Origin of the sequence: Brevundimonas sp. (genome assembly GCF_041648615.1) — a bacterium.
GTDB lineage: Bacteria > Pseudomonadota > Alphaproteobacteria > Caulobacterales > Caulobacteraceae > Brevundimonas.
The window spans coordinates 1-11,047 of the sequence record NZ_JBAZOS010000058.1 but is presented as its reverse complement, the minus strand read 5'-3'; the positions used below and the strand labels follow the sequence as shown (position 1 = coordinate 11,047).

Annotated in this window: 13 protein-coding genes and 1 pseudogene; 3 read left to right on the top strand and 11 right to left on the bottom strand. The window is 67.3% G+C overall.

All coding sequences use genetic code 11. The features are described from left to right. Positions 1 to 421 (bottom strand): annotated as a pseudogene (locus tag WC555_RS14765) (hypothetical protein); the annotation flags it as partial. A 148-nt stretch (positions 422 to 569) separates the two neighbouring features. Further along, a complete protein-coding gene (locus WC555_RS14760) occupies positions 570 to 1,031 on the bottom strand; it encodes a peptidase S1 (protein ID WP_373254791.1) in 462 nt (153 codons plus the stop codon). A 263-nt stretch (positions 1,032 to 1,294) separates the two neighbouring features. Here WC555_RS14760 and WC555_RS14755 point away from each other — a divergent pair, with 263 nt between their 5' ends. Next, positions 1,295 to 3,094 carry a long-chain-acyl-CoA synthetase gene (locus tag WC555_RS14755; RefSeq protein ID WP_373254789.1) on the top strand — a complete coding sequence of 600 codons (1,800 nt, stop codon included), beginning with the start codon at positions 1,295 to 1,297 and terminating at the stop codon, positions 3,092 to 3,094. Positions 3,095 to 3,172: 78 nt separating this feature from the next. Continuing rightward, positions 3,173 to 4,042: a flagellar motor stator protein MotA gene (gene motA / locus WC555_RS14750; protein WP_373254787.1), complete on the top strand. Its 870-nt coding sequence runs from the start codon at positions 3,173 to 3,175 to the stop codon at positions 4,040 to 4,042. Here motA and WC555_RS14745 read toward each other — a convergent pair. The 9 genes from WC555_RS14745 to WC555_RS14705 all read right to left on the bottom strand — a co-directional run bounded on the left by WC555_RS14745 (position 4,039) and on the right by WC555_RS14705 (position 10,483). Then, positions 4,039 to 4,365, bottom strand: a complete 327-nt coding sequence (locus WC555_RS14745) for a PilZ domain-containing protein (RefSeq protein WP_373254784.1) — start codon at positions 4,363 to 4,365, stop codon at positions 4,039 to 4,041. The two genes, motA and WC555_RS14745, sit on opposite strands and share 4 nt — an antisense overlap. Further along, a complete protein-coding gene (locus WC555_RS14740; protein WP_373254781.1) occupies positions 4,362 to 5,174 on the bottom strand; it encodes a kinase in 813 nt (270 codons plus the stop codon). Before WC555_RS14740 ends, WC555_RS14745 begins: the two co-directional genes overlap by 4 nt. A gap of 8 nt (positions 5,175 to 5,182) precedes the next feature. Further along, positions 5,183 to 5,503 (bottom strand): 2Fe-2S iron-sulfur cluster-binding protein, encoded by a 321-nt coding sequence (locus tag WC555_RS14735; protein WP_373254778.1) that lies wholly within the window; start codon positions 5,501 to 5,503, stop codon positions 5,183 to 5,185. Between the two features lie 41 nt (positions 5,504 to 5,544). Further along, the gene (locus WC555_RS14730; RefSeq protein ID WP_373254776.1) at positions 5,545 to 6,345 is read right to left on the bottom strand and encodes a succinate dehydrogenase iron-sulfur subunit; all 801 of its coding nucleotides are present in this window, start codon (positions 6,343 to 6,345) and stop codon (positions 5,545 to 5,547) included. Further along, positions 6,345 to 8,129, bottom strand: coding sequence for a succinate dehydrogenase flavoprotein subunit (gene sdhA, locus WC555_RS14725; RefSeq protein WP_373254774.1), 1,785 nt, complete (start codon positions 8,127 to 8,129; stop codon positions 6,345 to 6,347). Before sdhA ends, WC555_RS14730 begins: the two co-directional genes overlap by 1 nt. A 6-nt stretch (positions 8,130 to 8,135) precedes the next feature. After that, complete coding sequence (gene sdhD / locus WC555_RS14720; RefSeq protein WP_373254772.1) at positions 8,136 to 8,543, bottom strand: succinate dehydrogenase, hydrophobic membrane anchor protein; 408 nt, start codon at positions 8,541 to 8,543, stop codon at positions 8,136 to 8,138. Beyond that, the gene (gene sdhC / locus WC555_RS14715; protein ID WP_373254771.1) at positions 8,540 to 9,013 is read right to left on the bottom strand and encodes a succinate dehydrogenase, cytochrome b556 subunit; all 474 of its coding nucleotides are present in this window, start codon (positions 9,011 to 9,013) and stop codon (positions 8,540 to 8,542) included. Before sdhC ends, sdhD begins: the two co-directional genes overlap by 4 nt. Before the next feature lie 117 nt (positions 9,014 to 9,130). Then, positions 9,131 to 9,571, bottom strand: a complete 441-nt coding sequence (locus tag WC555_RS14710; protein WP_373254770.1) for an HIT domain-containing protein — start codon at positions 9,569 to 9,571, stop codon at positions 9,131 to 9,133. A 6-nt stretch (positions 9,572 to 9,577) separates the two neighbouring features. Continuing rightward, positions 9,578 to 10,483, bottom strand: coding sequence for an SIMPL domain-containing protein (locus tag WC555_RS14705; protein WP_373254767.1), 906 nt, complete (start codon positions 10,481 to 10,483; stop codon positions 9,578 to 9,580). 222 nt (positions 10,484 to 10,705) lie between these two features. On the opposite strand from WC555_RS14705, the gene WC555_RS14700 reads away from it, so the two are divergent. Next, positions 10,706 to 11,047 (top strand): redoxin domain-containing protein (locus tag WC555_RS14700; protein ID WP_373254765.1); only part of this gene is annotated, 342 nt, incomplete at its 3' end.

Below are 11,047 nucleotides of genomic sequence, written 5' to 3'. Positions count from 1 at the left end.
GCGCGGCGACGCGGCGGACCGGCGGGGCGGCTCGCTGGACGGGGGCCGGAGCCGGAGCCTCGACGACGGGCGCCGGACTGAGGGCGGCGACGGATGCGGCCTCGGCGACAAGCGGCGTGGCGGCGACCACCGGAGCGGTGGCGGCGGGTTCGGCCAGGGGCGCGGCGGTCTCCTCGCCGTTCATGGCCATCATCGCGCCGAGGCCGCCCAGGACAAGGACGCCGACCGGCGCCAGAATCATCCAGGTCTTGATCTTGCTCCCGCCGCGCGCGGCCTTGCCGCGACGGGCATAGACGGGGACGAAGGGCTCCTGGGTCTCAGCGTCGAGACGCGCGTCGATGTCGGCGCGCGTCTCGAGCGGATTGCGTTCCGCACGGTCGCCATAGGGCTTCAACGGGTCGACGGGATAGGTCACGGACATGTCTGTTCCTCCAATTGACTGGGGCAGGAACATCCGTGCGAGATCACGGTTCCGCGATTTATATAAAGCCGCGAAGAAACACCGTTGTCGACACAATTGCGGCGACAACGGTGCGGCTTTGCGCCGGCCCTATACTTGGACCTGGACGCTAGAAGCTATTCAGTTCTGAAATCGACAGGACGGCGGGCTGCGGGTCGCCGCTCGAATAGGTGCCGACCCAGATTTCATACCGTCCGGCCTGCGAACCCAGCGTGACCAGCGGATTGTTGTCCTCTCCGGTGTCATCGTCGCAGTACCACTCGCCGTTCGGGCCGTTGACCACCAGGGTGGTGTCGGCCTTGGACAGCACCGAGATCTTCAGATTCAGCGACCCCTTGCCGTTCCAGTTGAGCCGGAAGTCCGGCGCGCGGGTGATGTAGCCCGAGCATCCGCTTCCGGCGCCCGTCGCGCTGATGTCGCCGCCGGCCCTCAGGCTGACCAGATGCGGATCAGGCGTGAACCCCGGAGCCAGGGTGATGTCGCCATAGTTGGGTCCGGCGTTGTAATCTTGGGCCGCGGCGGCCCCGGCGAAGGCCAGGGCGCTGGCCGTGGCGGCGATCAGAAGTCGCATTGATTTCAAGTCCCCCCGGGGCCCTCCGCGGCCGGCGCCGCAAACCCCTGTTCGCCGATTAAGCCTTCGCGCGCGGCAATCTTCAAGCCTTCCGTCTCAATCCGGCACGCTGACCCTGCGTCACCGCCGCATCGGCGCCACGCCTGTCGGCAAACCCGCGTACGGACCTCTTGAATTGCCTGTCAGATTCTCCTGCCGGTTGACCCCGACGAGCGGCTTGTTCATCACCAAGGGGGGCGACGGACGACGGAGCGGGCACGACGATGGGTCTTTTGGCGAACATCAAGCGCAACATGCGTTTCGCCAAGGGGCTGCGGCGCCTGCTGAACCGTATCAAGCCCATCAGCCTGGATGGCGCCGACCTGGTCTGCGACGACTGGGAAGAGGCCGTCGACAAATTTCCCGATCACGTCGCCGTCGAGGATGACCGCCGCAGCCTGACCTATCGCGAGATGGACGCCATGGCGAACCGGTTCGGCCACTGGGCCCAGAGCCGGCGGCTCAAGCGCGGCGACACCGTCGCCCTGGTGATGCTGAACCGCGCCGAATATATCGCGGCCTGGCTCGGCTTCTCCAAGGTCGGCGTCGCCACCGCCCTGATCAACACCAATCTGACCGGCCACGCCCTGGCCCACTGCCTGTCGATTTCCAACGCCTCCCAGGTCGTCACGGACGAGGACTGCTGGAAACGGGTCGAGGACGCCCGCGGCCTGTCGGGCCGCAACCTGATGCTCTGGGTGCTGGGCCTCAAGGACGAGGACGAGGCGGACGAGCGGCGCGGCCTCGACAAGCCGGTGCGCAGCGGCTCGTCGGTGCGGCCCGCGCGCTCGGCGCGCTCGGGCCTGACCAACCGCGACACGGCGATGTTCATCTACACCTCGGGCACCACGGGCATGCCGAAGGCGGCGCGGATCACCCACGCCCGGGCCCGCACCTATATGCGCGCCTTCGCCGGGGCCACCGGCGCGACCGACAAGGACGTCACCTTCAACGTCCTGCCCCTGTACCATTCGACCGGCGGTCTGGTCGGGATCGGGCCCGCCCTGCTGAACGGCGGCCGGCTGGTGCTGCGCAAGCGCTTCTCCGCCTCGGCCTTCTGGCCGGACGTCAAGGCGACCGGCGCGACCCTGTTCGTCTATATCGGCGAGCTGTGCCGCTATCTGGTCAACTGCCCCGAACATCCGGACGAGCGGTCGCACAAGCTGCGACTGGCCTTCGGCAACGGCCTGCGGCCCGACGTCTGGGACGAGTTCCAGAAGCGGTTCGCCATCCCGAACATTCTCGAATTCTACGGCTCCACCGAAGGCAATGTCTCGCTATTCAATTTCGACGGCAAGCCGGGCGCCATCGGCCGGGTGCCCGGCTTCCTCAAAAAGCAGATCAATTTCCGCCTCGTCCGCTTCGACATGGACACCGGGGAACCCGTGCGCGGCCCCGACGGCCTGTGCCAGCTGGCGAAGGCGGGCGAGGTCGGCGAGGCCCTGGGCATGATCGGCGACGACATCCGCCACGCCTTCTCGGGCTATGCCGACAAGGCCGCCTCCGAGAAGAAGATCCTGCGCGACGTGTTCGTGCGCGGCGACCGCTGGTTCCGGACCGGCGACCTGATGAAGCAGGACAGCGAAGGCTATGTCTATTTCATCGACCGCATCGGCGACACCTACCGCTGGAAGGGCGAGAACGTATCGACCGCCGAGGTCGAGCAGCGCCTGGCCGACGCCCCCGGGGTCAGGGAAGTCATCGCCTATGGCGTCCCGGTGCCGGGCCACGAGGGCAAGGCGGGCATGGTGGCCCTGGTCGTCGACGGCCGGTTCGCCGCCCGTCCCTTCGCCGACTGGGTCGATCAGGAACTGCCCGTCTACGCCCGCCCCGCCTTCGTGCGGCTGATCAAGTCGGCCGACACCACCGGCACCTTCAAATACAAGAAGACCGATCTGGTGGCCGACGGCTTCGATCCCGACAAGATCGACGGCGTGCTCTATGTGCGCGGCGGCAAGAGCGGCTACACCAAGCTCAGCGACAAGGCGCGCGCCGCGATCCTGAACGGCGAGATGCGCCTCTAGGGAGCGCCGTTCGCAACCGCCCCTTAATCATTAATGGCGATGGTCGGCGTCTCTCGCGCGCAGGACGTAACGCCCACCATGTTCCAGATTATCGGCATCGTGCTGCTCTTCGGCCTCGTGTTCGGCAGCTACATCATCTCCGGCGGCAAGATGGCGGTGATCCTTCACTCCCTGCCTCACGAGATGATGGCCATCGGCGGCGCCGGCGTGGCCGCCTTCCTGATCTCCAACAGCGTCACCACGATGAAGGCCACGCTCGGCGGTCTCGGCAAGGCCTTCGGCGGTCCCAAATGGAAGAAGCAGGACTACAAGGACCTGCTGTCCCTGCTGTTCCAGCTGACCAAGACGATGAAGTCCAAGGGCGTGATCGCCCTTGAAAGCCACATCGAAAAGCCCGCCGAGAGCACCATCTTCCAGAAATACCCCAAGGTGCTGAAGGACCATTTCGCCACGGACTTCATCTGCGACACCCTGCGGATGATGACGATGAACCTCGAGGATCCTCATCAGATCGAGGACGCGATGGAAAAGCAGCTGGAAAAGCACCACCACGAGGCGCTGGAAGCGCCCCACGCCCTGACCAACCTGGCCGACGCCCTGCCCGCCCTCGGCATCGTCGCCGCCGTGCTGGGCGTCATCAAGACGATGGGCTCGATCACCGAACCGCCGGAAATCCTCGGCGGCATGATCGGCGGCGCCCTGGTCGGCACCTTCCTGGGCGTGTTCCTCGCCTATGGCCTGGTCGGTCCGATCGCGACCCGACTGAAAGCCATCGTCGACGAGGAGTCGGCCTTCTACAAGATCATCCAGTCGGTTCTGGTCGCCCACCTGCACGGCAATGCGGCCCAGATCTCGGTCGAGATCGGTCGCGGCGACATTCCGTCCTCGTCCCAGCCGTCGTTCCTGGAAATGGAAGAATCCCTGTCCGGCGCGCCGGCTGAGGCCTAGCCTCCGGCCCTCAGGAACGCTTCGCGCGCGGCGGCGAAGCGCGAAGGGACCAGGCCCCGCAGCGACGTCTGGCCGGACTGTTTCAGCCCCGCCTCCAGTCCCTTGCTCCAGGCCACCTGGCACTCGATCGCCATGCCGCGGACGAGGTCGATCACGATCACGCTTCCGGCCAGGGCGAAGCCGCGGTCCAGCCGCACCCGAAGGCCTCCGGCGGACTGGTCCACGATCACGCAAGGCAGCTCCAGCCCCGGGGCCACGACGACCCCTCGCGCATTGGCGGGGTGACGGGGTTCGAAGCGGCGATCAGGGGGTTGCTGCGTCATGCGGGCATGGAACCGGGGCGACGATCGCGATCCAGCGGCACGATCACGTCGGCCTTGACGCCGCCCTCCAGCATCCGCCGCGTGATGCGTTCGAAATACTGGACGAAGTCCGCCAGACGGCGGCGCTCGGCGTCGGGAAGGTCGGCGGGCGCCACCCGCAGCAGATCCGCTTCCTGCTGGCTGCGCCAGTCCAGGACGACATCGAAGCCGGGGGCCTTCAGAAAAACGACGGCGTCGAAGCGGCCGGCGAAGTCGGCATACGGGCCGGCGACGAAGGCGTTGACCGCCCGGCGCCATATCCCTTCCGGGTCGCGCTCCCGCTCAAGCGCATTGACCGGAGCCGCGAGGGCGGCCTCGTCTTCCGGGAGGGCGCCCAGGCACCAGGCGTCGACCAGTATGGCCGAAGGGCGGCCCTCGAAAACGCGCCACTCCGACCTCGGCCGGCGATCATCGGAGCGTTTGTCGAAGTCGGGAAGCAGGGTGCGGTCTTCCGGCCGCGCCGTCGACAGGGCGTCGATCAGCCCCTGCAGCAGGGCCAGATCGTGCGTCCCGGGCGGTCCGCGCGTGACGAACAGGGGATGGATGTCGCGCGCCATCGCCTCGCGCTCTTCGCGGGTCAGATAGACATCGTCGATCGAAATCTGCGCCGCGCCGAACCGGTCGGCGGCGGCGCGGGCGAGGGTGGTCTTGCCCGACCCCTGGGCCCCGACCAGGGCGATCAGCGGCGGGCGTTCCCTGTTCAGTCCGTGGGGCCCATCCGCGATCAGGCGGCCGACGAGATCGACCAGCCGGGGGTTCGCGGGGCTCACGGCGTGGATCAGTGCTGGTTTTCGGGCAGGCGCACGATCAGCCCGTCCAGATCGTCCGAAACCCGGATCTGACAGGACAGGCGGCTGTTCGGCTGAACGTTCTCGGCGAAGTCCAGCATCGACTCCTCCATGGCCGAGGCGCGGCCCGTTTCGGCGGCGAAGGCCTCGTCGACATAGACATGGCAGGTGGCGCAGGCGCAGGCGCCGCCGCAGTCGGCGTCAATGCCGGGCACGTTGTTGCGGATCGCCCCCTCCATGACGGAGAGACCGTTCCGGACCTCCACGACATGCTCACGGCCGTCGTGCTCGATGTAGATGATCTTCGCCATCCGCCCTCAAGTAGCGGAAGCGATAGGGCGAGCAACAATCATCAGGCCGCCTCGGTCTTCTTGCGGCTCGGCGACACCATCAGCTTCTTGGTCTTCGCGATCGCCTCGGCCGGGTTCAGCCCCTTGGGGCAGACCTGGGCGCAGTTCATGATGGTGTGGCAGCGGTAGAGCTTGAACGGGTCCTCGAGGTCGTCGAGGCGCTTGTCCGTGGCGTCGTCGCGGCTGTCGGCGATCCAGCGGTAGGACTGCAGCAGGGCGGCGGGGCCGAGGTATTCCGTCTGGTTCCACCAGTAGCTGGGGCAGGAGGTCGAGCAGCAGGCGCACAGGATGCACTCGTACAGCCCATCCAGTTTCGCCCGGTCCTCGGGCAGCTGGATGCGTTCCTTCTCCGGGTCCGGCTCGTCGGACTGGAGGTAGGGCTGGATCGAGTCGTACTGGGCGTAGAACAGGGTCAGGTCCGTCACCAGATCCTTGACCACCGACTGGTGCGGCAGGGGCGCGATCGAGATGGTCGAGGACGAGCACTCGTCCCAGCCCTTGGTGCAGGCGAGGGTGTTGCGTCCGTCGATGTTCATCGAGCACGAGCCGCAGATGCCCTCGCGGCACGAACGCCGGAAGGTCAGGGTCGGGTCGATCTCGTTCTTGATGTGGATCAGGGCGTCCAGCAGCATCGGGCCGTGATCGTCGCTCGAGATCTCGAACGTGTCCCAGCGGGGATCGGCGTCGACCTCGGGATCATAGCGATAGACCTTGTAGGTCTTGACGTTCTTCGCGCCGGCCGGGGCCTTGTGGACCTTGCCGCGGGTGGGTTTGGAGCCCTTGGGGAGAGTCAGCTGGACCATCAGTACACCCGTGCCTTGGGCTCGATGTAATCGATGTCCTTCGACATCGTATAGTTATGCACCGGCCGGTAATCGATCTTCACCGCATCCCCGGGGACCTTCCAGGCGAGGGTGTGTTTCATCCATTCGACATCGTTGCGGTCCGGATAGTCCTCGCGGGCGTGGGCGCCGCGGCTCTCGGTGCGGTTCAGGGCGCCCTCGATGGTGACCAGGGCCTGGTCGATCAGATTGTCGTATTCGAGGGTCTCGACCAGATCGGTGTTCCAGATCAGGCCGCGGTCGGTGGTCCGGATGTCGTCGCCGGCGGCGTGGATGGCGCGCAGCTTGGCGACGCCCTCCTCCAGGGTCTTGCCGGTGCGGAAGACGGCGGCGTCGGACTGCATGGCGCGCTGCATGTCGATGCGCAGCTTCGCCGTCGGAGTCGAGCCGTCAGCGTGGCGGAAGCGGTCGAGGCGGGCGAGGTGTCCGTCGGTGGTCGAGGCCGGGGCGTCCGGCACCTTCGAGGCCTTGTCCACCACCTCGCCGCAGCGCAGGCCGGCGGCGCGTCCGAAGACGACCAGATCCGTCAGGCTGTTGGAGCCCAGACGGTTGGCGCCGTGCACCGAGACGCAGGCCGCCTCGCCGACAGCCATCAGTCCGGGCACCACGGTGTCGGCGTTGTCGCCGACCTTGGTCAGGACCTCGCCGTGATAGTTCGTGGGGATGCCGCCCATGTTGTAGTGGACGGTCGGCAGGACCGGAATCGGCTGCTTCGTGACATCGACGCCGGCGAAGATCTTGGCGCTCTCGGAGATACCCGGCAGGCGTTCGTGCAGGACGGCCGGGTCGAGGTGGTCGAGGTGCAGGTGGATGTGGTCCTTGTTCGGGCCCACGCCGCGGCCTTCGCGGATCTCGATGGTCATGGAGCGGCTGACCATGTCGCGCGGGGCCAGGTCCTTCACGGTCGGGGCATAGCGCTCCATGAAGCGCTCGCCCTCTGAGTTGGTCAGATAGCCGCCCTCGCCGCGGGCGCCCTCGGTGATCAGGCAGCCGGCGCCGTAGATGCCGGTCGGGTGGAACTGCACGAACTCCATGTCCTGCAGCGGCAGGCCGGCGCGCAGCACCATGGCGTTGCCGTCGCCGGTACAGGTGTGGGCGCTGGTGGCCGAGAAATAGGCGCGGCCGTAGCCGCCGGTGGCCAGGATCACCAGCTTGGCGCGGAAGCGGTGCATGGTGCCGTCATCGAGCTTCAGAGCCGTCACGCCGGTGCAGGCGCCGTCCTGCATGATCAGGTCGAGGGCGAAATATTCGACGAAGAACTCGACCTCGCGGCGCACCGACTGGCCGTACAGGGTGTGCAGGATGGCGTGGCCGGTGCGGTCAGCGGCGGCGCAGGTGCGCTGCACCGGGCCCTCGCCGAAATTGCGCGTCATGCCGCCGAAGGCGCGCTGGTAGATCTTGCCTTCCTCGGTGCGCGAGAAGGGCACGCCCCAGTGTTCGAGCTCGTAGACGGCCTTGGGCGCATTGCGGACCAGGTATTCGATGGCGTCCTGGTCGCCCAGCCAGTCCGACCCCTTGACGGTGTCGTACATGTGCCACTGCCAGCTGTCCTCGCCCATGTTGCCGAGCGAGGCGGAGATGCCGCCCTGGGCCGCGACCGTGTGGGAGCGGGTCGGGAAGACCTTGGTGACGCAGGCGACCTTCAGCCCCTGCTGGGCGGCGCCGAGGGCGGCGCGAAGGCCCGAGCCGCCCGCGCCGACGACGACGACGTCATAGGCGTGATCGACGAATTCATAAGCAGCCATCAGTCGTCAGATCCCGAAACCGGCCGGCAGCGGCGCCGAGCCCAGCGCCAGCCGCACGATGAAGAAGACTCCCGCCGCCGCGATCACGAGGCAGAGCAGGAGGATCAGGCCCAGCAACGCGGTGCGCGAGCCGGGCTTGTGGATGTAGTCGTCGACAATGACCTTCAGGCCCATGTTCATGTGCCAGACGCTGACCAGCAGGGTCACGGCCAGAAGCACGGCGTTGACCGGCGAGGCGAACCAGTCGCGCGCGCCGTCATAGCCGCCGCCCGACAGGACGAAGCCGCTCCACAGACCCCAGAGGGTCAGGGGCACGAGGATCAGGGACGACAACCGTTCCGCCGTCCATTCCCCCGCGCCATGGCGCTCGGAGACCTTGACGCCCTTGATGAAGGCCTTGGTTTCGCGGCTCACAGCACGACCCTCCCCGAGGCGAACAGGAAGGCCCAGAACGCCACCGCCCCGACGACGCCCAGGATGATGGAGCCCCACGACAGGGCGTCCGCCGTTTTGGGCGACAGGCCCACGGCCGCGTCCCAGATCAGGTGACGCACGCCCCCGGCCAGGTGCAGGCACAGGGCCAGGGTCAGGCCGAACCAGACCGCCAACCCCAGCGGCGAACCCATCCAGCCGGTGAAGGTCGCATAGGCGTCAGGTCCGAAGGCCAGGGCCAGCAGCCACAGGGCGATCAGCACCGACCCGACCGACAGGGCGCCGCCCGTCAGCCGGTTCAGGATCGAGGCCGCCATGGTGATGTGCCAGCGCCAGATCTGGAGATGGGGCGACAACGGGCGGACGCGGCCGTTGGGCTGGACCACGAAACGCCCGGTCTGATCGTCGGTCGGGTCGTTGGAGGCGTCGCCCGGCAGGGGAGAGGTCGACATATTGCGAATGGTTCTCAGAAACCTGAGCAAAATCAGCTGCTCGAAATCAGTGATCAGGCTTTAGTCCAGCGGAGCGGCGGGGGTCAACGAAGCTTGAGGGCGGGCGGCGATATGGCGCTATCCCGCCGACGAACGGCGCGCCTCCTGGCGAAGGCGCGACACCGCGGCCTGCAGGGCGCCGGCGCCCCAGGGAAGAGCGGATCCGCGACCCCAGACCGGATCGGGCCACAGTCCGTCATCGGGACGACGGCCGACCACATGCACATGAAGCTGCGCCGTCACATTGCCCAAGGCCCCGACGTTCAGCTTCTCCACCGGCCGTCCCGCCGCCTCTCCCAGCATCCGCACCAGTTCGCCGGCCCGGACGACCTCCTCCATCAGGGTGGCGCGGTCGGCCGCCGTCAGATCCTCCAGTTCGCTCAGGCCCGCGCGGCGGGGGATCAGGATCAACCAGGGAAAACGGGCGTCATCCTGCAGCCGCACCTGGCACAGCGGCCAATCGCAAACGACGGTCGAGCCGGCCTCGAACGCGGGATCGGCCTTGAACGGATCGGTCATCCTGCGTCAGTTCAGCTCGTAGACGACACAGGCCCGGTCGGTCAGTTCGCGCAGCGGCGGCTGCAGCGCCAGTCTCGCGGCGTCGATCTGCGCTTCGGACGGCGCCGCTCCGGGCGGCGGCGGCGGCGGCGGCGCAGCCGACGGCGCATACTGGCGTTCTATCCGCGATCCGGTGGCCACGACCTCGTCGACATCGGTCGCCAGCCCGGAGCCCGACGAATAGGACGGCCAGCCGGCCAGCACGTCGGTCTCGCAGGCCCGGCCGGTCGGGTCGATCACCCGCACCCCGCCCAGCGACGTCCCGGCGTTGGACGCGGCCTCGCGCGCCCGCCGCGCCGCATCCTTCACAGCCTCGCCCTGCAGCCAGGTCTTGGTGGCGTTGTCCGGCTCCAGGTTGAAGGAGACCGCGCTGGCCGAGGTGGGCTGGGCGGCGATCACCGTCGCATAGACCCGCTCCAGCACCGAAACATCGCGGATGGTGACGCTGACGTTCGCATTGGCCTGATAGCGCTCGATCTGGTCGGCGCGGGCATTGTCGCGCAGGACGCCGTTCTCGTCGCGATACTGGTCGTAGAGGGGCCGCGTCGTCAGGCTTGTCTCGACCCGGACCTTGTCCACGCCATAGGCGGCCAAGGCCTGACTCAACGCCCGCACCTGATCGGCGGCCTTGCGCGAGGCGTCGGCGGCCGAGCGGTCGATCGAAAGGAAGGTGGCGCCGAAGGTGGCGCGGTTGGCGGCGACCTCGGTGCGGACATGGCCGACCGAGGCGATGACGGGGTCGCGCATCCACCACGGCGCCGGCACATAGCGCTCGCCGATCGTGGCCGGCGGCGTCTGGGCCGCGACGAGGCCCGGAACAGCGGTGGCGGGAAGGGCGGCGGCGATCAACAGGGCGGCGGTCAGGCGACGCATGCGCGTGTCTTTCTCTGATGTGCGCGCCGAGCTTGCCGGTCGCGACCCCTTTCGTAAAGCCGGGACCCCGCGACGGCGCCTATGTGATGTATAGATAAAATCTATAGACCAATACAGTCTCCACTCATTGACTTTGTGCACCGCACAAGCCATTTCGCAAGTGCAGCGCCGCTCCCCCGGCGCTCCGGATTCCTTCCTTCAAGCGACTTCAGGAGAACAGCCATGCTGGGCGTTGGTCAGAAACTGCCGGACTTCAAGATCATCGGCGTCAAGCCGGGCTTCAACAACCACGAGGAAAACGGCGTCTCGGCCTTCGAGGCCCTCACCCAGGACAGCTTCGAGGGCAAGTGGAAGGTCATCTTCTTCTATCCGAAGGACTTCACCTTCGTCTGCCCGACCGAGATCGCCGAATTCGCCTCGCTGGCGCGGGACTTCGAGGACCGCGACACCGTCGTTCTGGGCGGCTCGACCGACAATGAGTTCGTCAAACTGGCCTGGCGCCGCGACCACGCCGACCTGTCCAAGCTGCCGATCTGGCAGTTCGCTGACAACGGCGGCAAATTC

What these genes read in the sequence shown, in the direction of transcription:
- WC555_RS14760 (WP_373254791.1), bottom strand. Translation starts at nt 1,031, where the DNA reads ATGCGACTTCTGATCGCCGCCACGGCCAGCGCCCTGGCCTTCGCCGGG.
- WC555_RS14730 (WP_373254776.1), bottom strand. Translation starts at nt 6,345, where the DNA reads ATGGTCCAGCTGACTCTCCCCAAGGGCTCCAAACCCACCCGCGGCAAG.
- sdhA (WP_373254774.1), bottom strand. Translation starts at nt 8,129, where the DNA reads ATGGCTGCTTATGAATTCGTCGATCACGCCTATGACGTCGTCGTCGTC.
- motA (WP_373254787.1), top strand. Translation starts at nt 3,173, where the DNA reads ATGTTCCAGATTATCGGCATCGTGCTGCTCTTCGGCCTCGTGTTCGGC.
- WC555_RS14735 (WP_373254778.1), bottom strand. Translation starts at nt 5,503, where the DNA reads ATGGCGAAGATCATCTACATCGAGCACGACGGCCGTGAGCATGTCGTG.
- WC555_RS14745 (WP_373254784.1), bottom strand. Translation starts at nt 4,365, where the DNA reads ATGACGCAGCAACCCCCTGATCGCCGCTTCGAACCCCGTCACCCCGCC.
- WC555_RS14705 (WP_373254767.1), bottom strand. Translation starts at nt 10,483, where the DNA reads ATGCGTCGCCTGACCGCCGCCCTGTTGATCGCCGCCGCCCTTCCCGCC.
- WC555_RS14755 (WP_373254789.1), top strand. Translation starts at nt 1,295, where the DNA reads ATGGGTCTTTTGGCGAACATCAAGCGCAACATGCGTTTCGCCAAGGGG.
- sdhC (WP_373254771.1), bottom strand. Translation starts at nt 9,013, where the DNA reads ATGTCGACCTCTCCCCTGCCGGGCGACGCCTCCAACGACCCGACCGAC.
- WC555_RS14710 (WP_373254770.1), bottom strand. Translation starts at nt 9,571, where the DNA reads ATGACCGATCCGTTCAAGGCCGATCCCGCGTTCGAGGCCGGCTCGACC.